This is a genomic window from Bradyrhizobium sp. CB82 (assembly GCF_029714405.1).
Classification (GTDB): Bacteria; Pseudomonadota; Alphaproteobacteria; order Rhizobiales; family Xanthobacteraceae; genus Bradyrhizobium.
The window spans coordinates 2,830,211-2,852,275 of the sequence record NZ_CP121650.1 but is presented as its reverse complement, the minus strand read 5'-3'; the positions used below and the strand labels follow the sequence as shown (position 1 = coordinate 2,852,275).

Here is a 22,065-nt window from a genome sequence, read left to right as displayed (position 1 = left end):
TTGTCGAAGTGAATCCTAGACGCCGGGAGGCCTCGATGGGAACAGCAAGACGTCTTCTCACCAGCGCTGCAGCCATCGGCATGCTCGCGTCAGCGGCTGTCGCCGAAGACAACATGAACGGAATGATCACAAAGATCGACCGGCTCAACAGCACCATTTCGATCCAGGAAATGCAGGGCGGTACGGTCGGCGCCAATGGCGGTGCGACGGGCCCGGTGCAGGAGTTCAAGGCCAAGGACGCGGGCATGCTCGAGAGCGTCCATGCTGGCGATCGCGTGAGCTTCTCCACTGACGCCAACGGCTCCAAGACCATCACCAAGCTGCAAAAGGCGAAGTAGCGGCGCCTCGCCGAGGCCGGCTATCTGCCTTCGTCCGGCCGCGGCTCCGGCTGCGCTTCTGATGTCACCAGCTTGGCGCGTTCCCAGCCGTCGGTGCCCTCGGGATACCAGGCGACGTTGGCGTAGCCATGGGCAAGCGCGCGCTTGGCCGCATTCCACGACATCCAGCAGTCGGCGAGGCAGTAGATAACCAGCAGCGCTGACTTGCTGCCGTGCGAGGCGCGTTCGAGGCCGCGGCGGAAATAGTCGTCCATCGCCGGCGGCAACGTGCCGTAGCCGGTATCGGGCAGCCAGATGCTGCCCGGGATGTCAAAGCGCGGCGTATCGCGCCAGACCGTGCCCGCGGGAAGATTCCTGGGCTTCGGCGGCCGCGGCATCACGTCGATGAAGGCGCCCCGCTTCTCGCGCCAGATCGCTTCCGCCTCTGCCGTTGTCAGCACGCGCGCGCCGGCCAGCGTCGGCGGCACCGGCGCGCGGTAATTGTCGGTGCGATAGCCATCCGGCTCGAACGGCTCCTGCTGCTGCGCGAGCGTCGGCGCCAGAATCGCTGCGACAACGAGCGCAGCGGCAAGATGCCGCTTCATGGCGACGTGCTCATGGCGATGAGCTCATGGCAATTTCTTGGCGGTCTCCGCGCCGAGCGGCCGGTCGCTCTCATCGAGCAGCGGCACGCCGAAATCGATCAGGATCTTGTTGATCTCGGCCTGGTTCTCCTGGATCAGACGGTTGAGCTGCCGCTTCCAGTTCTGGTCGGCGGGACGCACGCCCATGCCGATGCGATAGACGAGCTTTGGCCCGCTGGTTTCCTTCACCAGCGGGGTGACATGGAGCGGCTGCGTCGCCTTCTTGGCGTAGAAGCCGGCCATCGGGCCCCACAGCACGCCGGCATCGATCGTGCCTGCAGTGAGATCGTCGACCATCGCCTGCGCCGAATTGTCGAAGCGGGTGTCGATCATCAGAGGATATGGCTTTGCGTTCGTCATCAGGCCCGCGATCGCCATGTTGGTCGCCGGCGGCGTGCCCGCGATGATGCCGATATGCTTGCCCTTCAGCCGCTCGTCCTCAAGCGTGTCCACGTTCTCGAGTCCGCTGCCGGCCTTGGCGATCAGCGCATAGGAGGTGCGGTAATACGGATTGGTGCCCTGGACGAGATCGTCGCCTTGTGGAAAGCCCATGATGACGTCGCAGCGATGCGCGCCCAGCGTCATGCGCACGAAGCCGGTCGCCTGCGGGAAGAAGACGTAGTCGAGCTTCTTCTGGAGCTTGTCGGCGAAGAATTCCGCAAGCTTGTTCTCGAAACCTTCGCCCTTCTCGTTGGAGAACGGCAGGTTGCGCGGATCGGCGCAGACGCGCAGCACTTTTGGATCGACCAATTCGAACGAGAGATCGCCGCTGTCGGTGGTCTGTGCGCGCGCGGCGCCGTCAGCAACAGATAGTGCAGCAATCGCCAACACCGAGAACAACCAGCGACGATGTCGTCCGGCTTCCGTCATCGCGCTTCCTCCCGCTTTCTTGATCGAATGCTAGCCATGGATCACGTTACGCGCCATGGTTTGCGAAGTTTCTGGATGACTTCGCTTGATGACTCGACTTGTTGCAGTGCAATGCCGCGCGACGATCGGAACTGAGGCGTAAAAATGGCGCATGTCGCTCGGATGATCGCGGTGCTCGTCCTGCTGCCGACGCTAGCACGCGCAACCCCGCCTGAATTGCCTGTGAGCGAAGTCGCCCCCGGAATTTTCGTGCACGCAGGGTCAATTGCCCTCATGAACTTCGAGAACGAGGGCGCCATCGCCAATGTCGGCTTCGTCATCGGCAAGGACGCGGTCGCGGTGATCGACACCGGCGGCAGCGTCCGCGAGGGCGAGGCGCTGCTCGCCGCCGTGCGGGCGCGGACCGACAAGCCGATCCGCTACGTCATCAACACCCACGGCCATCCCGACCACGTCTTCGGCAATAAAGCCTTCATGCGCGATGGCACGAGCTTCGTCGGCCATGCCAAGCTCCCGCAGGCACTTGCGACACGCGGGCCGTTCTATCTGGACAATTTCCGCCGCACCATGGGCGCAGAGCTGATCGATCCCGTCAGAATCGTGCCGCCGACGCTGCTCGTCACCGACACGTTGCAGCTCGACCTGGGATCGCGCACTCTCGCCCTCAAGGCGTGGCCGGCCGCGCACAGCGACAATGACCTGACGGTGCTGGACGAGACGAGCAAAACGCTGTTTGCCGGCGATCTCGTCTTCCTCGACCATGTTCCCGTCATGGATGGCAGCATCCGCGGTTGGCTCGGTGCGCTCAAGCAACTCGAAAGCTTGCCGGCGCAACGCGTCGTTCCCGGTCACGGTCCCGTGAGCGATTGGCCCGCAGCGCTCGCCGATGAGCGACGCTACCTGGAAGCCTTGCTCGCCGATGTCCGCGCGCTCAATCAGAAGGGCGAGCCGATCCGGGCGGCCGCGGACAAGGCGGGCGCAAGCGAGCGTGGGCGCTGGCAATTGTTCGACGACTACAATGCCCGCAACGCAACCGCAGCATTTTCGGAAATTGAATGGGAGTAGCGGTCGCGCTACGTTGCCGCCCTGCTTCGTCTCCGCGAGAGCCGCGCGCATGATCAAACATTCGTTTCGCCTGACCTTTGCGGCCACGCTGCTCGGCATGGCCCTCGCCGCACTGCCCGCGCGTGCCGAGGAGGCCTATGATCCCTGGCCGGGCCTCGTACAGGACATCTTCAACAACCGTCCCATGAACGACGGCAATGACGTCATCGGCATCGAGATGCCCCATCGTGCGGAAGATGCGGCCATCGTGCCGGTCACGCTGCGCGCAAAGCTTTCGCCTGGCGACAGCCGCCGGATCCGCGCGATCACGCTGGTGATCGACCGCAACCCGGCGCCGATGGCGGCGAAGTTCGCGCTCGGGCTCGATGCCAATGTCTCGGAGATCTCGACGCGCGTGCGCGTCAACAACTATACCGATGTCCACGCCGTCGCCGAACTCAGCGACGGGCAGCTCTATGTGAGCAAGACCTATGTAAAGGCGTCCGGCGGCTGCTCGGCGCCGGCCGTGAAGAATGCCGAGGAAGCCAAAAATCGCCTCGGCCAGATGCGCTACCGGCAATTCGCGCGCGCCAACGACGCGCCCGCCAGCCGGATCCGCGAGGCGCAGATCATGATCGGCCATCCCAACAATTCCGGCTTGCAGATGGATCAGGTCACGCAGCTCTACATTCCCGCCTTCTTCGTGAATGAGCTCAAGCTGTGGCAGGGCGGCAGCCTCGTGCTCGCGGTGGAAGGCGGCATCTCGATCTCGGAGGATCCCAACATCCGCTTCACCTACGTCTCCAACGGCGCGAAGCATTTTAGCGCCGAGGCGAAGGATACGGACGGGCACGAGTTCCGGAACGAATGGGATGTCGAGAAGCCGGGGACGTGATGGGGTGCTGCGTTCCCCTGAACCGTGCGGCCATAGCGCTCGTCGTTCTGCGAGCTTCAACTTACCGTATACGTGCGGATTACATTGCAACTCAATTCGCGCTACGACGCGGTTCGCACCGGGGCTGGCAATTTAGGTAACGGAAAAATACTTCATTCCGGTGGGCCGCAGAGCAATCTGCGGCCATTTTGCTTTGTGACGGTCGCCTTTACGGTTGCAGATTTTCTGCCAGCATCATCGCCGAACGCGAGCCTGCATGTCCCTCATTGCGGCTCCCGTTCCTCGCGGGGAACATTACAATTACGCCCATTCCGCCCAAAAGTAACATCAGGAGCGCCCGATTTGGCTTAGCTTGGCGGTGCGGGCGCGCTCCGTGCGCCAGCCCATCGGACCACCGGCCCCGCCATGCCTCTCCAGCCGCTGGAAGGGGCCGGCTGGCCCGAGGCGCTTGCTCAGCATCAAAACGATGATGACCCCTCCGGATAGGACGTAGCCGAACAACCTCTTGTCGGGCTGCTGAGATTATGAGGCTAGGCACACCGCGCCTCGCCTTAACCGCATCGCGCGCCATGATGATTGCGTGTAAGTCTCACCATGTCGAAGCGACGGGAGGCTCGACATGTCCGCCCATTTGCGATGTTGATCTCGCTTCATTGTGCTTAAGGCGATAGTCGCTGTGTAGAGCGAATACGAGCTACCGCCAAGAACCCGCGCGCAAGAACCCGCGCGGTGAAGATCGAGTTCTCTGCCCGATCTCGATCTATCGAGATGATAGGCTCGATCTTCCTTCTCCGCACCGCGCGTCACGGGCCTGCGCGCATCATCCGGTGGCCGTTGCAACGCCTTCGCCTCATCCCCCGGCTCACTACATGCCAAGCTCGCGGACTGCCTGCGCGGAAATCTCAACCGGGTCTCGCACGCCGGTTTGCGCGATCTCGACGACCTTCTTCGCGATCATCTCGGCCATAGGGTCGTTGCGGTCTTTGATGCCGATGGTACGCAGCGCTTTCTCGAAAGCCGTCGTCATACGGTTAACCTCCTCCGGCCCCATCGGGAGGTTTTGGAGCAACCGATAAATCGGCATTAGCTCAGCCCTCTGAAATCCAGCGCGAGCACATTGTAACGGTTTTCGAGCGGGGGAAAACACTCTGTCGCAGCATAGTTAGCCTTTCGGCCACCGGACAGCGAGATCGGGTTGTCAAAGAGGGTAGATCGACGCGCGGCGGCGAGACGGGTGAGCGGTTCTCTCCGCGGGCGATCCTCTTTCAGCCGAGCGTGCCGATCGATACCCCTCATCCGGCGCCATAGCCGATGCGAAGCATCTGCGTCTCTAAAGAATGGCACGGCCGAAGGCCGCCTATGCCACCTTGTCCCACAAGGGGGCAGAAGGGAAAGCACCGCCCGTGCTGCAAGCATCAAAAACACCTTACCTCGGCCTCGGCCTGGGCGCGCCTCAGATCGTTGACGGCCGAGGTCGCCAGCTCGGAGGTGCGAAACTGGGTGCCGAGGTTTCCACGTACCTGTGACATGCTGAGCGCGGTTTCCGCGGTGACATATCGTTCATAGGGCACGATCGAGGCGACGACGTCGATCGAGCAGGAGCATTGCTCGATCGCCTGCCGGGTCTCGCCATTGGCCTTCATACAACCATAGACGTATTCGGCGCGCGCCGCGGTCGGGTAATCATTGGCCTCCTCGGCCCGCGCGGCCATCGCGGTGACGGCGAGCACGGCCAACGCGGCGAGGATCGGTCGTGGCAGTCGTGCTGAGATCATGGCCGTCCTCCCGCTGGTTGCGATGGAAACTATGCTATGCCTATTGTCCTGAAAAGCACACGTCTTAAGGAAATGGCCTGGAAGTGATGGGACGCCTGGTTCGAACATTGGCCGTATCGATCGCTCTCGCGCTGACGCAAGGCGGGACCGGCCGTGCTGCGGACACAATCCGCCTCGCGGTTCAGAAAACCGGGACATTCTCCTGGGAACTGGCTGCGATCCGCGACCAAGGCCTCGACAAGGCCGCCAATCTGTCGCTCGAGGTCACCGAGCTTGCGAGCACCGAGGCCGGCAGGATCGCGATGCGCGCCGGCAATGCGGACATCATGCTGTCGGACTGGCTGTGGGTGTCGCGCGAGCGCGCGCTCGGCGCCAAGCTGACTTTCTATCCCTATTCCAGCGCGCTGGGCGCGGTGATGGTGCCGGCCTCTTCGCCGATCAAAACGCTCGCGGACCTGAAGGGCCGCAAGCTCGGCGTCGCCGGCGGTGCCATCGACAAGAGCTGGCTGCTGCTACAGGCACGGATGAAGCAGGACGGCATCGACCTCAAATCGGACGCGAGCATCGTCTATGGCGCCCCGCCGCTGCTCGCCGCCAAGGCGCTCGACGGCGAGATGGATGCGAGCCTGAATTTCTGGAATTTCTGCGCCCAGCTCGAGGCCAAGGGCTTTCGCCGCCTCGCCGGCATCGAGGAGATTCTCCCCAAGCTCGGCGCCAAGGGACCGGTCGCCGCTGTCGGTTACGTCTTCGACGAAGGCTGGGCGGCGAGCCACCGCGACGTCGTGACGCGATTCATCGCAATGACGCGCAAGGCCAAGGAGTTGCTGACGACCTCGGATGCGGCATGGGAGAAGGTCGTACCGCTGACCGGCACCAGCGATCCCACCCTGCTCCAGACCTATCGCAACCGTTATCGCGACGGCATTCCGCACCGGAGCATCGATGACGAAGAGGCCGATGCGCGCGTGCTCTATCGCGTGCTTGCCGAGGTCGGTGGCCGCGACCTGGTCGGCCCCGCACCGGATCTCGATCCCGGCACCTTCTATCACGCATCCGGCGGAGACTGACGTTGCTGCGTCTCGTCTCGTTTGCGCTGTTTCTCGCGATCTGGTGGATCGCCGCCCTGTTCGTCGGCGGGGCGAAACTGCCCTCGCCGCCTGCGGTGCTCGACGTGATGATCGCGGAGGCGGCCTCCGGCGCGTTGTTCCTGCATCTTGGCGCGACGCTGGCGCGCGTCACGCTCTCCTTCGTGCTCGCGATGTCGCTCGGCAGCGCGATCGGTTATCTCATGGGCCGGAACAAGCTCGCTGACCGGCTCGGCGATCCCTGGCTGATCCTGCTGCTCAACCTGCCCGCGTTGGTCGTGATCGTGCTCGCCTATATCTGGGCCGGGCTGACCGAAGCCGCCGCAATCGCGGCGATCGCCATCAACAAGCTGCCGACCGCGGTGGTTACCTTGCGCGAGGGCACCAAGGCGCTCGACCGCTCCCTGGACGAGATGGCGAGTGTGTTTGCGATGTCGCGCTGGCGCACCTTCCGCCATGTCGTGCTGCCGCAGCTTGCGCCCTACGTCGCCGCCGCCGCGCGCTCCGGCCTGTCGCTGGTCTGGAAGATCGTGCTGGTCGCCGAATTATTGGGACGGCCGAATGGCGTCGGCTTCGAGATCGGCGTCGCCTTCCAGCTTTTCGACACCCCGCGCCTGCTCGCCTATTCGCTGACCTTTGCCGCCGTCGTGCTCGTCATCGAAACCCTGCTGGTGCAGCCGTTTGAAACCCGCTCAACCCGGTGGCGGCCCCGTGCGGCTTGAAGTCGACATTTTAGGCAAGACCTTCACCAGCGCGGCCGGTGGGACGCACGAGGTGCTCGCCCCGGTCAAGTTCTCGCTCGGCGCGGGCGAGGTCGGCGTCCTCGTCGGCCCGTCCGGCTGCGGCAAGAGCACGATGCTGCGCATCATCCTGGGTCTCGACCGCGATTTCCGGGGCGACATCAGGCGGCCGCCGAACGCGCGCATCGGTATGGTGTTCCAGGAGCCGCGGCTGCTGCCGTGGCGCTCGGTCGAGCAGAACGTGCGGCTGGCGGCGCCCGAGGTCGACGACCTCAAGCTTTCCGAACTGTTCAAGATCCTCGAGCTGGAAGCCCATCGCAGCCATTATCCCGGCGAACTGTCGCTCGGGCTTGCGCGTCGCGTCGCGCTCGCCCGCGCTTTCGCCGTCGAGCCCGACCTGCTGGTGCTCGACGAACCCCTCGCCTCGCTCGATGATGCGCTGGCCGGCCGCTTGCGGGAGGAGATCGCAACGCTGGTCGCAAGCCGGCCGGTGATGACGCTCCTGGTGACGCACAGCCTGGACGACGCGGTGCGCCTTGGCGACCGCCTGTTCTTCCTGTCGCCGCGGCCGGCGCGGATCCTGGCCGAGGTGCCCATCGGCATCCCCCGCGGCGCGCGGGGCGAGGCCGAGATCGCCGCGATCAAGGCCGGCCTCGTGCGGCGGACGCAAGGCGAGCGCGCCGGGCGCGATGCCTCGTAGTCGTCCCGTACGCTGACGTGCTAAACGGTCCGGCGGCGGAGTTTGATCATGAAGCGAACGGTCGCCCTGACGATGTTCGGTCTCGCGCTCGTCGCGTCTGCGGCAAACGCGCAGGACATGATGCGCGACCTCGACCTCACCTCGCCGGCGATGGTCACGGCCGAAATGACGAGGCCGGAGGTCGAAGCCGTGCTGGCCAAAGCGAGCGCGGCAGCGCCAGCCGATTTCACCGGCAAGCGGCTGTCGGGCCTCGACCTCTCCGGCCTGGACCTCTCCGGCGCCATCTTACGCGCGGCGCGGCTCAACAAGACGAAGCTCGCGGGCGCGCGGCTCGATCGGGCGATCCTGGACCAGGCCTGGCTGCTGGAGGCGGACCTCACCGGCGCAAGCCTGAAGGGCGCCAATCTGTTCGCCTCGCAGATGGCGCGCGCTCGTCTGGACGGCGCCGATCTGACCGGGGCACGCATCGCCGCCGACCTTTCCGGCGCAAGCCTCATTGGCGCGTCCATCGCGGACGCGCAGCTCGGCGCCGACATGCGCAACCAGTCGATGGGCTTGATGCGGACGGTGTTGCGCTCGGCGAAGCTCTCGGGACTGAATGCACGCAACGCCGACCTGTCGCGCACCGATCTCGAATTCGCCGTGCTCAAGGGCGCCGACCTGACCGGCGCTTCGCTCAAGGGCGCCCAGCTCGGCGGCGCGGATCTGAGCGGCGCGACCGTCACCGACGCCGATTTCGAGGGCGCCGATCTCGTCTCGACGAAGCTGATCGCGCCGATCGGGCTTGACCGCGCGAAGAATTTCGACAAGGCAAGGAACCTCGAGCGCGTCATCAGAGAATGACGGCATGAGGAGGAGCGGCTGATGATGCGTTGGTGTCTGGCTTTGATCGTGGTGATGGCATGTGCGGGCGAGGCCGCCGCGCAGAGCAAGGGCAAAGGCATCCGGCTCTGGAATCTGACTTCGGACACCATTTCCGGCTTCCAGCTCTCGCCCGCCGGCAAGACCGAGTGGGGACCAAACCAGACCTTGAACGACAAGGACAAGGAGGTCGACCATGACGAGCGGCTGCGCATCACCGGCGTCGAGCCCGGCCGCTATGATGCCAAGGTCAGCTATCCCAACTCGCGGCAGTGTGTCGTCCGCGATATTGAGATCCGAGCGGACGCGGTGTTCTCGATTGCCGACAAGGACCTGAAGGACTGCACCAAATAGCGCGGCGACTCTTAGGCGGGCTTTGCGCCGCCCGCATCCGCACGGTCGTTGCCGTGCGGATATTCGCAGCGCCAGCGCACGGCCTGCCACTTCGGATGCTCGCCGACCCATTGCGCGATATAGGGCGGCGCCGCCATGGCGCACTGCGCCGGCGAGCCGCCATAGGCGAACACCAGATGCTGCTCCTCGCAGGTCGCCGGCGAAAGCACCGCGCAGACAGTCACAATCAGGTCAATCGGATTCATGTCTGAAATCCCTCATAGTCGCCAAGAGATAGCATACGCCCGGCGCCGCCGGAAGTTTCAAACCGGCGTGAGAAAGCAGCGCGGAACCGGGTCTAAAGCGCGATGAGACTGGGCATCGCGCTTTAGGTTGTTGTTTGAGCATGATCTCCGCGCAAACGCATTCCGCGTTTGTCGCGAGGGAAAACCGCTTCACACTTTTCCGGATCATGCTCTAGAAATTGACGCCGAACACCAATCGCGCCTGGTGGCGCTCGAAATTGACGAGGTCGAGATTGGCGCCCGTTCCCGCAGGGCGTCCCCACACCTGCGTGCTCCAGCTTGCTGTCAGGCGCGAGCGCTCGGAGAGCTGGAAATAGGCGGTCGGGCCGACGAACAGCGCCTGGCCGGCGAGGTCGCCGAGCCCGATGCCCTCATACTGCCGGAAATAGCGCAACTCGCCGCCGAGCAGCATGTTCGGACCCACGCGCATCATACCGGCGAACGCCGCGCCGAGGGTGGAGCTCTTGTCGGATATGTCGGGAATCTCGAACCGCGTCCAATCCGGCTGATAGATCAGGTTGAGCGCGCCGATCGCGAAATTCGGAATGATCTCGCGATCGAATGCGAGGGTGAAGTCGGTGCCGTAGCTGCGCGCCTTCGCGCCCGTCATTTCGTCGATCCGCTCGCCATGGCTTTCCGCGGCGATGGTCATCCCGAACGGCGCAGTCTCGCGATCGAGCAGACGATAGCGCAGGTCGAGCGAAAACCCCTGGAAGTTGAGCTGACGGCGGTCATCGATATCGGGGACGCCGGTGATGTCATGCAGCGCGACAGTGCTGCCGATCTCGACGCGGAAGTTCGGCAGCGGCACCAGCTCGATCTCGACTTCCTGGCCGACCGCGCGATAGCTCCCGCCGCCCTTCCCGAACCGCCCCGTCGTCTGGCTCTGGAATTCGCGCTCGCCGGGATTGCCGACATCCGATCCGATCATGAAGCCAAAGATGTGCTCGGTATCAAATCCCTCCTCGGCATGCGTGCAGAACGGCGCGAGTGCGAAACCGCATGCGACGACAATAAAACCGCCCAGTGCAATCCGCCGCATCCCCGCTCCCGCAAGCGCGCGCCGCCCCAGAAGCGGCAATAGCGCTGACCAAGGGGCAGCGTAACACAGTGCGGCGGCCGTTGAGTCGAGATTTTGGAGCGTGACTGTCGAAGCCGGCTCGGCCCGGCTTCAGGCCACCACGACTTCAGGGAGGAGAGCGTTCAATCCGACGCGCGTGTGGAGACATCGGGACTCGCTGACACCGCCACGGCTTCAACGGTGTTGGCCGTTGAAGCCGCGGCAGGTCGTCAGGATGGTCGTCTTACTTGCGCGAAGCGCAGGCGTACATGTTGATTTCCATGCCGACCGACACTTCCACGATCTTCGGAGCTTTCCAAGCCATTCGGGGTCTCCCAAGGTATTGAGCGCGACATCGCGCGAGGCGAAACCTAGGGCTGCATCGCCAATCACGCAAGCATGTAATCTCGCGCCGAACATTTCTTGTTCGATTCCTCGCGAACTAGTTCTCTCTGGGGCAAAGCATCTTCACTTTTGGACAAGCCCGCGCAGCCTTGTGCGATGCATCGGGAGACTTTCCCGAGTCCGAACCGCCGGGAGATCTTCCCGACACCGATGTCGGCTGATGTCAGCGCACCTTCAACAACCCTTGCCGGCTGTTTGCGGATCGGCCATTGCGCTTTCGGCGCGTTGTGCCGCGGTCGGCTGACTCTGCATCTGCCGCTGCGCATCTTCCGACGACGCAGCCGTCTCACCGCTGGCGCGATTCATCGTACTGTCAGCGGATGCTGGCTCGCGTCATTCTCGGCGCGCCAACAAACAGGACGCAAGCTTGAAGCCGCAGTTGCGCGCTCATTTGAGCAGGCGCAGCAGGGCACGTCCTGCGGGCGACTTCAGTTCCTTGGCGTCGAGCGTTCCATCCTTGTCGGGATTGGCCGCGTTGAAACGCTGCTCCACGACGGCGAGATATTCGTCGAGCGTCAGCGTTCCGTCGTGATCCGGATCGGCGGCGGCGAGCTCCTTGGGGGTCAACCGTCCGCGCAGCTCGCGCGCGTCGAGCGTGCCGTCATGATCAGGATCGAGCTTGGCGAAGGCCGCGGCCGCGGCCTTCTTCACCTCGGCGAGATCGAGCGTGCCGTCATTGTCCGTGTCGAACATCTTGATGGCGTTTGGCGATGCCGACCAGGCCGGACCGCCGAGCAATGTGGCTGCAACTGCGAATGCAATGGATCGACGCGATATCATCGAAAACCTCCCGGCTAGAGCACCCGGCTGGCCAATGGAATCGAAATAGTCGCCAACCGGCACCATGATTCGAAGTCTACGCGGCTCGTCGTGCACACGCAAAGCTGGCGAAGACGTGGCGGGGACGATCTTCGTGCCGCGGAATTTCGTGCCGGCACCCTTGTATGCGGTGCGAAACGGCGAGCGGTTTACCAGGGGTAACTGCCACCCGGTGTCCAACAATTCGGCAGCGCGTTTCCGACTTTCGTGTTGACGCATTTTGCGTTCCATCGGAGTGTTGCGACTGCAGCGTCAAAAGGCGCGCACATTGGGAGGAACGGATGAAACGCTTTGCGATGGCCGCGAGCCTCGTCATGCTTGCGTCGACGGGTGTGAATGCCCAGACCACAGAACAACTCAACAAGGGTGCGTCAGACACATCGAATGTTCTCAACTACGGGATGGGTTACAATCTTCAGCGCTTCTCGACGCTGAATCAGATCAACAAGGACAGCATCAAGAACCTCGTCCCGGTCTGGAACTACAGCTTCAACGATGATCGCAGCGAGGAATCGCAGCCGCTGGTGTACCAGGGCGTGATCTATGTGACCTCGCACAACGCGACCATGGCGGTCGACGCCAAGACTGGAAAGCAGCTCTGGAAGACCAAGGTCGAGTATCCCGCCGAAACACCGCGCATCGTCTGCTGCGGCATCATCAATCGCGGCGCGGCGCTGTACGACGGCAAGGTTTTCCGCACGACGCTCGACGCCAATGTGATCGCGCTCGATGCCAAGACTGGCAAAGAGCTGTGGCGCGCGCAGGCCGCGGACATCAAGGAAGGTTATTCGATGACGGTGGCCCCGCTGGTGGCCGACGGCGTCGTCATCACCGGCATCTCCGGCGCCGAGTTCGGCACCCGCGGCTTCATCGACGGCTGGGATCCCGCGACCGGCAAGCACCTCTGGCGCATCCATTCGATCCCCTCTCCGGATGAGCCGGGCGGCGACACCTGGAAGGGCGATACCTGGAAGCTCGGCGGCGGCTCGACCTGGATCACCGGCTCCTACGATCCGGAGCTGAACACGGTCTATTGGGGCATCGGCAATCCGGGCCCGTTCAACGCGGCGGTGCGTCCGGGCGACAATCTCTACACCTGCTCGGTGCTGGCGCTCGATCCAAAGAGCGGCAAAATCAAGTGGCACTACCAGTTCTCGCCGAACAATCCGTTCGACTATGATTCGGTCGCCGAAATGGTGCTTGCCGACATGAACGTCGAGGGCAAGCCGACCAAGGTGTTGATGGACGCCAACCGCAACGGCTTCTTCTACGTACTCGATCGCACCAACGGCAAGCTGCTCGCGGCCAATCCCTACGTGAACGTCAACTGGGCGACCGGCGTCGACATGAAGACCGGCAGGCCGATCGAGACTGATGTCGCGAGGGACGCGCGCGAGGGCAAGAAAGTCACGGTCTATCCGTCGGTCCTCGGCGGCAAGAACTGGGAGCCGATGTCGTTCAATCCGCAGACCGGCTTGGCTTACGCCAACACGCTCAACTTCGGCGGCAAGTACAAGGCCGAACCGGTCACTTTCAAGCAGGGTGAATGGTATCTCGGCATGGATCTCACCGATCCCTGGGAGTTCGGTGACGGACCGCGCGGCCATCTCAAGGCGATCGATCCCCTGACCGGCAAGGCGAAGTGGGAAGCGGCCAGCGACATTCCGCGCTTCTCCGGCGTGTTGTCGACCGCGGGCGGCGTGGTGTTCACGGGTTCGCTTACCGGTGAGTTCGAGGCCTTCGATGCCGACAGCGGCAAGAAGCTCTGGCAGTTCCAGACCGGCTCCGGCATCGAGGGACAGCCGGTGACCTGGCAACAGGACGGCGTGCAGTATGTCGCGGTGACAAGCGGCTATGGCGGCGTCTACTCGCTGTTCTCCGGTGACGAGCGGCTCGCCAAGGTGCCGCCCGGCGGCTCCCTGTGGGTTTTCGCGATCAAGCAATAACCAAGGGTTCGACGTGCTGAAAGAGACTTTGATCAGGACGGCGGCGACACTCGCCGCCGTCGGGGGGCTGGCTGTTGCGTCGGTGGCGATCGTCCGCGCCGCGGATGAACCGAATGGCAATCCCGTTCAGGCGCAGATCGACCACGGCAAGGCGACCTACGCCGAAAAATGCTCGCATTGCCACGGCCCCGGCATGATGAACTCCGGCACCATCACGCCGGACCTGCGCGCCTTCCCCGACGACAAGACGCGGTTCGTCACCACGGTGAAGAACGGCAAGAACAACAAGATGCCGCCGTGGGGCGACATCCTCAGCGAGGACGAGATCACCGACCTCTGGGCCTACATTTCGAGCCGGAGACGGCCATGAGACTTCGGCTTGGAGCGTTCGGCCTTGCCGCGATGTTTGCGATTCTCACAACAATCGCCGATGCGGCCGATCCCTTGCGAGTATGCCTCGACGAGGACCGGCCGCCGCTGTCCGTGCATCACCGCAGCAAGCCCGGCACGGGCTTCGACGTGACGCTGGCGCAGGCGATCGCGCAGCGGCTCGACCGGCCGCTCCAGATCCAGTGGTTCGAAAGCAGGTTGGATGAGGATTCGAGCCCGCAGCTCGAGGCCAACGCGCTGCTGTCGGACGGACGCTGCGCGCTGGTCGGCAGCTACGCGCTGACCCGCGATTCCCTCGTCGTGCCCGGCATGAAGACGGCAAGGCTTCCGGATTTCGACGGCGCCACCCGCGAGGACCGTCGGCGCCGTGTCGCTCTGGGCGTGCTCGCGCCGAGTCAGCCCTACATCCATTCGCCGATGACGGTCGTGCTCGGTCCGAAGGCGCGCGATCGCAAGATCAGCGACATCGGCGACCTCGCAGGTCTCCGCCTCGTGATCGAAAGCGGATCGCTGGGCGACGCCATTCTGATGACCTTCGACAAAGGGCGGCTGATCGACAGCATCACCCATCTCGTCCCCGGCCGCGACGATCTCCTCGGCGCGCTCGACCGCGGCGACTATGATGCGACACTGCTGGACCTCGCCCGCTTCGACGCCCACCGCGCCGCCCATCCCGACACTGCGATCACCGCGTCCGGCTATTTTTATCCGATCGCCGCCAATCGCGGCTACGTCGGGCTCTCCAGCGATCCCGCTTTGATCTCTGCGGTCAACAAGGCGCTTGCCGAACTCATGGCAGAAGGCAAGATGGCCGAGTTTGGCAAGCAGGCCGGGCTCACCTACCTGCCGCCGCGCGAGCCCGCGATCCTCGGCGACGTCTGGAAGCAGATCATCCAGAGGTGACGACATCCGTTGCGCTGCTTCTTCATCGCCTTGCGGCGTCGTTCGCCGGAGGGGCCAAGCGGAATTGTCGAGCAGTGCGTGGTCAACGTGATCACGGGCGGCACGTTCGGCCTCATCGCGGCGAGGCCGAGGAGACTGTCTGGCGTGTCATTCAGAAGGGCGGCGGGCCGTCACGAGCTTTGTCGTGAGAGGCTCATTTGCGACCGATGAAGCGGACGCCGCGCAGCCGCAGCTAATGCTCTTCAGAGGAAACGGCGTTCAGCTGTGCCTTGTGGATCGACGACGGCACGACGCCAAAGTACTTCCGGAACACGCGGCTGAAATGTGACGAGCTCGAGAAGCCCCAGGAGAAGGCGACGTCGGTGATGGTCTTGCCGACGTGGGCCTCGAGCTCCTGACGGCAGTTCTGAAGGCGGGCCTGCCAGATGTAGTCGCTCACCGTCGTGCCGCGTTCGCTGAACAGCATGTGCAGATAGCGCTTGGAGCAGCCGAGCTCGGCGGAAATCTGGTCGATGCACAAATCCGGATCACGCAGGTGCTCGCGGATGAAAAATTGGGCGCGCACATACATCGCCTCGGGCCCGACCCGATCGAACATCGTGTCGGCCTCGCGCAGCGGCAGCAGCAGGAGGTCGATCAGCGAATCTGCGACGCCGACCGCGCTGTTCGCCGAGAGCTTTGCGGCCTCGTCGAAGGTGGCGTGGACGAAGTCGTGGGCGATTCGCCCCATGCCGGTGCGCGCCGACAGCTTGCAGGCGGGCATCCGCTGCGACGGGAAGCCGCGATCGCGCAGCAGCGACTTCGGCACGATCACCACATCGTGCCGCGTGAAGGCGGGGCTGATGATCGAATGCGGACAGGACACGTCATAGGCGATGATGTCGCCGGGCATCAGCTCGATGTGGCGGCCGTCCTGCTCGAAATAGGAAATGCCGTAGGTCTGGAAATGGATCTTGATGTAGGGATGCTCATTGGCCTTCGCGCGCGCATCCGTGTGCGCGATGCGATGCTGGCTAACCTCGATCTGGCAGAGTTTCAGGCGCGATATGGTGGTGTAGTCGATCCGTCCCTCGAGCGATGATGCTTCCAGCGGATCGACGTCGAAATGGCCGCACAGACTGGTCAGCCCGTCGACCCAGCTCTGGATCTGCCTTTTCGGCGTCAGCCCGGTCGTGCTGAGTGTGTGTATTGTGTCGGACATGATCCCAGCCACTGATTTGACTCAAATCGTGATGGGGCCGCCAGAGGCCCCCTGTCACGATGAAGCGACGTTTACCTCAAATTAGGGCGGTCTTTGGAGCAAGCGCCAGTGCTCCGTCTGCCATCCTTGATTGATGATCCTCCGCCTTAGTTGCAGCGCCGTCAAGGGGAACCTGAGTCGGGTGCCCGCCGCCAGGCAGCACAGAAGCCGCTGAATTCGCTACTGCAAAATCAAAAAGTTCTGGCCTTTGCGCTGTCAAGCAAATGCCCTTCCCTCTTGGGCAAGTTTCCCGTTTGCGAACCGGTTACGGATTGCGGCAGGAACAACAAAGAAACGGGCCGCACCTCACAAGCGGACCCGTGGGCTCATACCAGGAGGAGGAAACAGCACAGCATCGTTTCTGGTCCCAATCGTGACCGCCCTGCACGAGCAGACGCTGGACCCCCAATGCCCAGCGGTACGCAATGCTTCAGAAACAATAAACGAGACCTAGGAGGAATGACTATGCGCAAGGTGCTACTGGCGACGTTTCTTGGCTCTGCCGCGGCTTTGGCCGTCGGCAACGCTTCAGCAAATGATGAACTGATCAAGATGTCGCAGAACCCGAAAGACTGGGTGATGCCGACGGGCGACTATGCCAACACCCGCTATTCGAAATTGAATCAGATCAACGCACAGAATGTCGGCAAGCTTCAGGTCGCCTGGACCTTCTCGACCGGCGTACTGCGCGGCCATGAAGGCGGCCCGCTGATCATCGGCAACATGATGTACGTCCATACGCCGTTCCCGAACAAGGTCTACGCCCTTGACCTTTCCAACGAGAACAGGATCGTCTGGAAGTACGAGCCCAAGCAGGATCCGAACGTCATCCCGGTGATGTGCTGCGACACGGTTAACCGCGGTCTAGCCTATGGCGACGGAAAGATCCTCCTGCACCAGGCCGACACCACGTTGGTTGCGCTCGATGCCAAGACCGGCCAGGTCGCCTGGACTGTGAAGAACGGCGATCCCACCAAGGGCGAGACCGGGACCTCGGCGCCGATGGTCGTCAAGGACAAGGTGCTGATCGGCATTTCCGGCGGCGAATTCGGCGTGCAGGCTCACATGACGGCCTACGACCTCAAGACCGGCAAGCAGGTCTGGCGTGGCTACTCGGAAGGGCCGGATGATCAGATCCTGGTCGACGACAAGACCACGGCTCTGGGCAAGCCGATCGGCAAGGACTCGAGCCTCAAGACCTGGCAGGGCGATCAGTGGAAGATCGGCGGCGGCGCCACCTGGGGCTGGATCTCCTACGATCCCGAGCTCAACCTGATCTATTACGGATCGGGCAATCCCTCGACCTGGAATCCGAAGCAGCGTCCGGGCGACAACAAATGGTCGATGACGATCTGGGCGCGCAATCCCGACACCGGCGTGGCCAAATGGGTCTATCAGATGACGCCCCATGACGAATGGGACTACGACGGCGTCAACGAGATGATCCTCTCGGATCAGCAGATCAACGGCCAGGCGCGCAAGCTGCTGACGCACTTCGACCGCAACGGTCTCGGCTACACGCTGGATCGTGCAACCGGCGAGCTGCTGGTCGCCGAGAAGTACGATCCGAAGGTGAACTGGACCTCCGGTGTCGACATGGACAAGAACTCGCCGAACTATGGTCGTCCGAAGGTTCTTGACGCGGCCTCGACCGAAAAGGGCGGCGAGGATCACAACACCAAGGGCATCTGCCCGGCCGCGCTCGGCACCAAGGACGAGCAGCCGGCAGCCTACTCGCCCGACACGCAGCTGTTCTACGTTCCGACCAACCACGTCTGCATGGACTACGAACCGTTCAAGGTCAGCTACACCGCGGGCCAGCCCTATGTGGGTGCGACGCTCTCGATGTATCCGCCGCAGGGCGATGCCAACATGGGCAACTTCATCGCCTGGGACGGTAAGACCGGCAAGATCGTGTGGTCCAACAAGGAGCAGTTCTCGGTCTGGTCGGGTGCGCTCGCGACCGCCGGCGGCGTGGTGTTCTACGGCACGCTCGAAGGCTACCTGAAGGCGGTCGACGCAAAGACCGGCAAGGAGCTCTACAAGTTCAAGACTCCTTCCGGCATCATCGGCAACGTCACGACCTATGAGAACGGTGGCAAGCAGTACATCGCGGTGCTCTCCGGCGTGGGCGGCTGGGCCGGTATCGGTCTGGCGGCAGGCCTGACCGATCCGACCGCCGGTCTCGGTGCAGTCGGTGGCTATGCGGCACTTGGCAACTACACGGCACTCGGCGGTACGCTGACCGTGTTCTCGCTGCCGAACTAGCCGCAACCTCATATCGTCCCGGCGCGTGGATCAACTCCACGCGCCGGCTCGTCTCCACCGAACGCTGTCGAGGAAAAACTCTCTTGCGTAGAATCTGCTCTGCAATAGCTGCGATGATCTTGGTCGCGTCCGGAGGAATTGCTTTCGCGGACGGCACGGGCGACCCGGGCGCCGTTAAGCAAAACGAGAATGGTGAGTGGCTCGATAAGGAAGGAAACCCGACCTATAAGATCTCGGCCGACGGCACCGTTGACTGGTACACCTATTCCGGATACCGCCGCTATCATTCGGACTGCCACGTCTGCCATGGCCCGGATGGAATGGGATCGACCTACGCGCCGGCATTGAAGGACTCCCTGAAGACGATGAGCTATGCCGACTTCCTCGGCGTCGTCGCCTCGGGCCGCAAGAACGTCTCCACCGCCGCGGAGAACGTCATGCCGGCGTTCGGCGATAATCCGAACGTGGCCTGCTACATGGACGATCTCTACGTCTATCTGCGCGCCCGTTCCAACGAAGCCTGGGGCCGCGCGCGGCCGGGCAAGCACGAGGACAAGACTGAGGCCTATACAAAGGCAGAAGACTCCTGCATGGGCAGGAAATGAACGTTTGGAGCTCGGCCGAGACCAAATCTCGGCATCTCCAGCAGAGAGAATTTGAGGAGCTTACGATGAAGACACGTGCCGCGGTCGCTTTCGAAGCAAAAAAGCCGCTTGAAATCGTCGAGGTCGATCTGGAAGGACCGAAGGCCGGCGAAGTTCTGGTCGAGATCAAGGCGACCGGAATCTGCCACACCGATGCCTACACGCTCGACGGTTTCGACAGCGAAGGAATCTTCCCCTCGATCCTCGGCCACGAGGGCGCCGGCATCATCCGCGAGATCGGCGCAGGCGTGACCTCGGTGAAGCCTGGCGATCACGTCATCCCGCTCTACACGCCCGAATGCCGGCAGTGCAAAAGCTGCCTGAGCGGGAAGACCAACCTTTGCACCGCGATCCGCGCGACGCAGGGCAAGGGCGTGATGCCCGACGGCACCAGCCGCTTCTCCCACAAGGGCAAGCCGATCTATCACTATATGGGCTGCTCGACCTTCTCGAACTTCACGGTGCTGCCTGAGATCGCAGTCGCCAAGATTCGCGAGGATGCCCCCTTCGACAAGAGCTGCTACATCGGCTGCGGCGTCACGACCGGCGTCGGCGCCGTCGTCAACACCGCCAAGGTCACGCCGGGCTCCAACGTCGTGGTGTTCGGCCTCGGCGGCATCGGTCTCAACGTCATCCAGGGCGCCAAGATGGCCGGGGCCGACAAGATCATCGGCGTCGACATCAATGACTCCAAGGAGGATTGGGGCCGCAAGTTCGGCATGACGGACTTCGTCAACCCCAAGAAGGTAACCGGCGACATCGTGCAGCATCTGGTGACGCTGACCGACGGCGGCGCCGACTACACCTTCGACTGTACCGGCAACACCACTGTGATGCGCCAGGCCCTGGAGTGCTGTCATCGTGGCTGGGGAACATCGATCATCATCGGCGTTGCGGAAGCCGGCAAGGAGATCGCCACCCGCCCGTTCCAGCTCGTCACCGGGCGCAACTGGAGAGGCACGGCGTTCGGCGGCGCGCGCGGCCGCACCGACGTGCCCAAGATCGTCGACTGGTACATGAATGGAAAGATCCAGATCGATCCCATGATCACCCACGTGCTGAAGCTCGAAGACATCAACAAGGGCTTCGACCTGATGCACGAGGGCAAATCGATCCGTTCGGTCGTCGTCTACTAAACCAGAACCATCACCCACAAGGAGGATCATCCCATGACTGTTGCTCTCCATCCCTTGATCGACAATGGCCTGAAACAAGGCAGCGGCAGCTTTGCCGGCGGCACGCTGGTCTGCAAATGCAAGGACCACCCGGTCAAGGTCGGCATCAAGGGCGACGTGGCGCACAACCACGCCTGCGGCTGCACCAAGTGCTGGAAGCCGCAGGGCGCGATGTTCTCCGTCGTCGCCGTGGTGCCGCGCCAGAACGTCACCGTGCTCGAGAACGGCGACAAGCTGCAGATCGTCGATCCGTCGGCGGTGATCCAGCGCTACGCCTGCAAGGCCTGCGGCACGCACATGTACGGCCGTATCGAGAACAAGGACCACCCGTTCTACGGCCTCGACTTCATCCATCCCGAACTGTTCCAGGAGCAGGGCTCGCAGGCGCCGCAATTTGCCGCCTTCGTCTCCTCGGTGATCGAATCGGGCGTCAAGCCGGAGCAGATGGCCGGCATCCGTTCGCGGCTGAAGGAAATCGGGCTCGAGCCCTATGACTGCCTGTCGCCGGCGCTGATGGACGCGATTGCGACCCATGTCGCGAAGGCCAAGGCCGCTTAGGGACAAGGCTGCTTAGGTACAAGGCGGCTTAGCGGCTGTCTGAGGCAACGCGTGCATCCTCGCCGGCTCTCTCGGCTCGCTGGTCTGGACCACCGCCAGCGAGCCGGAACCGAATGGTTGGCATTGCCGCTTCATTCGCTCGTGAGGCGGCCGGTTCCCTCAGCTTCGAGATTTGTACTGATGCCGCAGCCTCGCCAGCTCGCAAAGCTTGCGCCCTGCGTTCTCCCTCCCTCGACTGAGGTCTCCTGCTTCGTCCGCGCGGAGTCTGCCGGACGAAGCCTTTTTGTGTTTGTTGTGTTTGCCCGCAATAAAGGCTCTGCTCCGCCGCGCGAGCTGGGAACGAAGGTCGCGCCCAGCTTTTGACAAATCGCAGATGCAATGTGATCGCGAACACAAGCGGCTGTGATGCCCGCCGTGTCCGGTTTCTGCTAGCATCACGCTCGTCACGATGCCGCGCGAAATTCATCAAATAAGAATCCACCGGGAAGTATCGAGCACATCCCAGACATCACCCGTCGTCATCCCCTCCGTCCCGGGAGTTGCCTGGGCTTGCGGAAGCAGGGGATGCGGACGCCGCCACACCAATCAATCACGCCCATCGGATCATCGGCTTAAGAAGAGCGAGAAACGATCATGATCAAGATAAAAATCAACGGCCAGGAGCAAAGCTGGGATGGCGACCCGGATCTTCCGCTGCTCTGGTTTCTCCGCGACGAGGTCGGGCTGACCGGCACCAAATTCGGCTGCGGCCAGGCGCTGTGCGGCGCCTGCACCGTCATCGTCGACAAGGAGGCGGTCCGCTCCTGCATCACTTCGGTCAATGACGTTGCGGGCCGCGAGGTCACGACCATCGAAGGCCTGCATCCGAACGGCGATCATCCCGTGCAGAAGGCGTGGCGCCAGGTCAACGTTCCCCAATGCGGCTTCTGCCAGGCCGGCCAGATCATGCAGGCAGCGGCGCTGCTGATGGACAATCCAAAGCCGTCACATGACCAGATCCGCGAGGCGATGGCGGGCAACATCTGCCGCTGCGGCTGCTACCAGCGAATCGAGAACGCCGTTCATCTCGCATCGACGGGGGCGTGATC

At 63.1% G+C, this 22,065-nt stretch carries 25 protein-coding genes; 16 read left to right on the top strand and 9 right to left on the bottom strand.

Going from position 1 to position 22,065, the window contains the following annotated elements; all coding sequences use genetic code 11:
* Positions 1–35: 35 nt before the first annotated feature.
* Positions 36–338 carry a copper-binding protein gene (locus tag QA640_RS13720; protein WP_283041173.1) on the top strand — a complete coding sequence of 101 codons (303 nt, stop codon included), beginning with the start codon at positions 36–38 and terminating at the stop codon, positions 336–338.
* A 20-nt stretch (positions 339–358) separates the two neighbouring features.
* Here QA640_RS13720 and QA640_RS13715 read toward each other — a convergent pair whose 3' ends face one another.
* Together QA640_RS13715 and QA640_RS13710 are read right to left on the bottom strand one after the other, a co-directional pair.
* Complete coding sequence (locus QA640_RS13715) at positions 359–922, bottom strand: PQQ-dependent catabolism-associated CXXCW motif protein (RefSeq protein WP_283041172.1); 564 nt, start codon at positions 920–922, stop codon at positions 359–361.
* A 24-nt stretch (positions 923–946) separates the two neighbouring features.
* Positions 947–1,831 (bottom strand): substrate-binding domain-containing protein, encoded by an 885-nt coding sequence (locus tag QA640_RS13710; protein ID WP_283041171.1) that lies wholly within the window; start codon positions 1,829–1,831, stop codon positions 947–949.
* Positions 1,832–1,975: 144 nt separating this feature from the next.
* On the opposite strand from QA640_RS13710, the gene QA640_RS13705 reads away from it, so the two are divergent.
* Positions 1,976–2,896 carry a quinoprotein relay system zinc metallohydrolase 2 gene (locus QA640_RS13705; RefSeq protein ID WP_283041170.1) on the top strand — a complete coding sequence of 307 codons (921 nt, stop codon included), beginning with the start codon at positions 1,976–1,978 and terminating at the stop codon, positions 2,894–2,896.
* Between the two features lie 49 nt (positions 2,897–2,945).
* A complete protein-coding gene (locus QA640_RS13700) occupies positions 2,946–3,770 on the top strand; it encodes a quinoprotein dehydrogenase-associated SoxYZ-like carrier (RefSeq protein WP_283041168.1) in 825 nt (274 codons plus the stop codon).
* 865 nt (positions 3,771–4,635) lie between these two features.
* Here the strand turns inward: QA640_RS13700 and QA640_RS13695 are convergent.
* Positions 4,636–4,797: a hypothetical protein gene (locus QA640_RS13695; RefSeq protein WP_283041167.1), complete on the bottom strand. Its 162-nt coding sequence runs from the start codon at positions 4,795–4,797 to the stop codon at positions 4,636–4,638.
* Positions 4,798–5,185: 388 nt separating this feature from the next.
* On the bottom strand, positions 5,186–5,545 hold the full coding sequence (locus QA640_RS13690; protein ID WP_283041166.1) for a hypothetical protein: 360 nt from the start codon (positions 5,543–5,545) through the stop codon (positions 5,186–5,188).
* Positions 5,546–5,631: 86 nt separating this feature from the next.
* Between QA640_RS13690 and QA640_RS13685 the strand changes: the two genes are divergently transcribed.
* Genes QA640_RS13685 through QA640_RS13665 form a run of 5 tightly spaced genes read left to right on the top strand, consistent with a single transcriptional unit; the run spans position 5,632 to position 9,285 of the window.
* Positions 5,632–6,612, top strand: a complete 981-nt coding sequence (locus QA640_RS13685) for an ABC transporter substrate-binding protein (protein WP_283041165.1) — start codon at positions 5,632–5,634, stop codon at positions 6,610–6,612.
* A gap of 2 nt (positions 6,613–6,614) precedes the next feature.
* On the top strand, positions 6,615–7,352 hold the full coding sequence (locus tag QA640_RS13680) for an ABC transporter permease subunit (RefSeq protein WP_283041164.1): 738 nt from the start codon (positions 6,615–6,617) through the stop codon (positions 7,350–7,352).
* Positions 7,342–8,070: an ATP-binding cassette domain-containing protein gene (locus QA640_RS13675; RefSeq protein WP_283041163.1), complete on the top strand. Its 729-nt coding sequence runs from the start codon at positions 7,342–7,344 to the stop codon at positions 8,068–8,070. Before QA640_RS13680 ends, QA640_RS13675 begins: the two co-directional genes overlap by 11 nt.
* 48 nt (positions 8,071–8,118) lie before the next feature.
* Positions 8,119–8,913: a pentapeptide repeat-containing protein gene (locus tag QA640_RS13670; protein ID WP_283041162.1), complete on the top strand. Its 795-nt coding sequence runs from the start codon at positions 8,119–8,121 to the stop codon at positions 8,911–8,913.
* A 21-nt stretch (positions 8,914–8,934) separates the two neighbouring features.
* The gene (locus tag QA640_RS13665) at positions 8,935–9,285 is read left to right on the top strand and encodes a hypothetical protein (protein WP_283041161.1); all 351 of its coding nucleotides are present in this window, start codon (positions 8,935–8,937) and stop codon (positions 9,283–9,285) included.
* A gap of 11 nt (positions 9,286–9,296) precedes the next feature.
* Here QA640_RS13665 and QA640_RS13660 read toward each other — a convergent pair whose 3' ends face one another.
* The 4 genes from QA640_RS13660 to QA640_RS13645 form a co-directional block, all read right to left on the bottom strand.
* The gene (locus tag QA640_RS13660; protein ID WP_283041160.1) at positions 9,297–9,530 is read right to left on the bottom strand and encodes a hypothetical protein; all 234 of its coding nucleotides are present in this window, start codon (positions 9,528–9,530) and stop codon (positions 9,297–9,299) included.
* A 211-nt stretch (positions 9,531–9,741) separates the two neighbouring features.
* Entirely contained in the window at positions 9,742–10,611 is an 870-nt protein-coding gene (locus QA640_RS13655) for a hypothetical protein (RefSeq protein WP_283041159.1), read from the bottom strand.
* Between the two features lie 262 nt (positions 10,612–10,873).
* A complete protein-coding gene (pqqA, locus tag QA640_RS13650) occupies positions 10,874–10,954 on the bottom strand; it encodes a pyrroloquinoline quinone precursor peptide PqqA (RefSeq protein WP_035663753.1) in 81 nt (26 codons plus the stop codon).
* A gap of 467 nt (positions 10,955–11,421) precedes the next feature.
* Positions 11,422–11,814 carry a calcium-binding protein gene (locus QA640_RS13645; RefSeq protein WP_283041158.1) on the bottom strand — a complete coding sequence of 131 codons (393 nt, stop codon included), beginning with the start codon at positions 11,812–11,814 and terminating at the stop codon, positions 11,422–11,424.
* Between the two features lie 320 nt (positions 11,815–12,134).
* Here QA640_RS13645 and QA640_RS13640 point away from each other — a divergent pair, with 320 nt between their 5' ends.
* The 3 genes from QA640_RS13640 to QA640_RS13630 are packed head-to-tail and all read left to right on the top strand — an operon-like array spanning position 12,135 to position 15,092.
* Positions 12,135–13,799 carry a methanol/ethanol family PQQ-dependent dehydrogenase gene (locus tag QA640_RS13640; RefSeq protein WP_283041157.1) on the top strand — a complete coding sequence of 555 codons (1,665 nt, stop codon included), beginning with the start codon at positions 12,135–12,137 and terminating at the stop codon, positions 13,797–13,799.
* Between the two features lie 13 nt (positions 13,800–13,812).
* A complete protein-coding gene (locus tag QA640_RS13635; protein ID WP_283041155.1) occupies positions 13,813–14,169 on the top strand; it encodes a cytochrome c in 357 nt (118 codons plus the stop codon).
* Positions 14,166–15,092: a transporter substrate-binding domain-containing protein gene (locus QA640_RS13630; protein ID WP_283041154.1), complete on the top strand. Its 927-nt coding sequence runs from the start codon at positions 14,166–14,168 to the stop codon at positions 15,090–15,092. Before QA640_RS13635 ends, QA640_RS13630 begins: the two co-directional genes overlap by 4 nt.
* A 232-nt stretch (positions 15,093–15,324) precedes the next feature.
* Here QA640_RS13630 and QA640_RS13625 read toward each other — a convergent pair whose 3' ends face one another.
* Positions 15,325–16,293 (bottom strand): helix-turn-helix domain-containing protein, encoded by a 969-nt coding sequence (locus tag QA640_RS13625; protein WP_283041152.1) that lies wholly within the window; start codon positions 16,291–16,293, stop codon positions 15,325–15,327.
* Between the two features lie 504 nt (positions 16,294–16,797).
* On the opposite strand from QA640_RS13625, the gene xoxF5 reads away from it, so the two are divergent.
* The 5 genes from xoxF5 (at position 16,798) to QA640_RS13600 (ending at position 22,063) form a co-directional block, all read left to right on the top strand.
* The gene (gene xoxF5 / locus QA640_RS13620) at positions 16,798–18,600 is read left to right on the top strand and encodes a lanthanide-dependent methanol dehydrogenase XoxF5 (protein ID WP_283041151.1); all 1,803 of its coding nucleotides are present in this window, start codon (positions 16,798–16,800) and stop codon (positions 18,598–18,600) included.
* A 113-nt stretch (positions 18,601–18,713) separates the two neighbouring features.
* Positions 18,714–19,205, top strand: coding sequence for a c-type cytochrome, methanol metabolism-related (locus tag QA640_RS13615; protein WP_283041150.1), 492 nt, complete (start codon positions 18,714–18,716; stop codon positions 19,203–19,205).
* Between the two features lie 65 nt (positions 19,206–19,270).
* Complete coding sequence (locus QA640_RS13610; protein ID WP_283041149.1) at positions 19,271–20,380, top strand: S-(hydroxymethyl)glutathione dehydrogenase/class III alcohol dehydrogenase; 1,110 nt, start codon at positions 19,271–19,273, stop codon at positions 20,378–20,380.
* 33 nt (positions 20,381–20,413) lie between these two features.
* Positions 20,414–20,977: an S-(hydroxymethyl)glutathione synthase gene (gene gfa / locus QA640_RS13605; protein ID WP_283041148.1), complete on the top strand. Its 564-nt coding sequence runs from the start codon at positions 20,414–20,416 to the stop codon at positions 20,975–20,977.
* Between the two features lie 633 nt (positions 20,978–21,610).
* A complete protein-coding gene (locus QA640_RS13600; RefSeq protein WP_283041147.1) occupies positions 21,611–22,063 on the top strand; it encodes a (2Fe-2S)-binding protein in 453 nt (150 codons plus the stop codon).
* Positions 22,064–22,065: the final 2 nt, after the last annotated feature.

Bases quoted from the DNA above. Each gene is read 5' to 3' on its own strand.
- QA640_RS13600 (WP_283041147.1), top strand. From the start codon at position 21,611: ATGATCAAGATAAAAATCAACGGCCAGGAGCAAAGCTGGGATGGCGAC.
- QA640_RS13660 (WP_283041160.1), bottom strand. From the start codon at position 9,530: ATGAATCCGATTGACCTGATTGTGACTGTCTGCGCGGTGCTTTCGCCG.
- QA640_RS13710 (WP_283041171.1), bottom strand. From the start codon at position 1,831: ATGACGGAAGCCGGACGACATCGTCGCTGGTTGTTCTCGGTGTTGGCG.
- QA640_RS13645 (WP_283041158.1), bottom strand. From the start codon at position 11,814: ATGATATCGCGTCGATCCATTGCATTCGCAGTTGCAGCCACATTGCTC.
- QA640_RS13690 (WP_283041166.1), bottom strand. From the start codon at position 5,545: ATGATCTCAGCACGACTGCCACGACCGATCCTCGCCGCGTTGGCCGTG.
- QA640_RS13665 (WP_283041161.1), top strand. From the start codon at position 8,935: ATGATGCGTTGGTGTCTGGCTTTGATCGTGGTGATGGCATGTGCGGGC.
- QA640_RS13695 (WP_283041167.1), bottom strand. From the start codon at position 4,797: ATGACGACGGCTTTCGAGAAAGCGCTGCGTACCATCGGCATCAAAGAC.
- QA640_RS13640 (WP_283041157.1), top strand. From the start codon at position 12,135: ATGAAACGCTTTGCGATGGCCGCGAGCCTCGTCATGCTTGCGTCGACG.
- QA640_RS13655 (WP_283041159.1), bottom strand. From the start codon at position 10,611: ATGCGGCGGATTGCACTGGGCGGTTTTATTGTCGTCGCATGCGGTTTC.
- QA640_RS13610 (WP_283041149.1), top strand. From the start codon at position 19,271: ATGAAGACACGTGCCGCGGTCGCTTTCGAAGCAAAAAAGCCGCTTGAA.
- QA640_RS13615 (WP_283041150.1), top strand. From the start codon at position 18,714: ATGATCTTGGTCGCGTCCGGAGGAATTGCTTTCGCGGACGGCACGGGC.
- QA640_RS13705 (WP_283041170.1), top strand. From the start codon at position 1,976: ATGGCGCATGTCGCTCGGATGATCGCGGTGCTCGTCCTGCTGCCGACG.
- pqqA (WP_035663753.1), bottom strand. From the start codon at position 10,954: ATGGCTTGGAAAGCTCCGAAGATCGTGGAAGTGTCGGTCGGCATGGAA.
- QA640_RS13685 (WP_283041165.1), top strand. From the start codon at position 5,632: ATGGGACGCCTGGTTCGAACATTGGCCGTATCGATCGCTCTCGCGCTG.
- QA640_RS13670 (WP_283041162.1), top strand. From the start codon at position 8,119: ATGAAGCGAACGGTCGCCCTGACGATGTTCGGTCTCGCGCTCGTCGCG.
- QA640_RS13625 (WP_283041152.1), bottom strand. From the start codon at position 16,293: ATGTCCGACACAATACACACACTCAGCACGACCGGGCTGACGCCGAAA.
- QA640_RS13715 (WP_283041172.1), bottom strand. From the start codon at position 922: ATGAAGCGGCATCTTGCCGCTGCGCTCGTTGTCGCAGCGATTCTGGCG.
- xoxF5 (WP_283041151.1), top strand. From the start codon at position 16,798: ATGCGCAAGGTGCTACTGGCGACGTTTCTTGGCTCTGCCGCGGCTTTG.
- gfa (WP_283041148.1), top strand. From the start codon at position 20,414: ATGACTGTTGCTCTCCATCCCTTGATCGACAATGGCCTGAAACAAGGC.
- QA640_RS13630 (WP_283041154.1), top strand. From the start codon at position 14,166: ATGAGACTTCGGCTTGGAGCGTTCGGCCTTGCCGCGATGTTTGCGATT.
- QA640_RS13720 (WP_283041173.1), top strand. From the start codon at position 36: ATGGGAACAGCAAGACGTCTTCTCACCAGCGCTGCAGCCATCGGCATG.
- QA640_RS13700 (WP_283041168.1), top strand. From the start codon at position 2,946: ATGATCAAACATTCGTTTCGCCTGACCTTTGCGGCCACGCTGCTCGGC.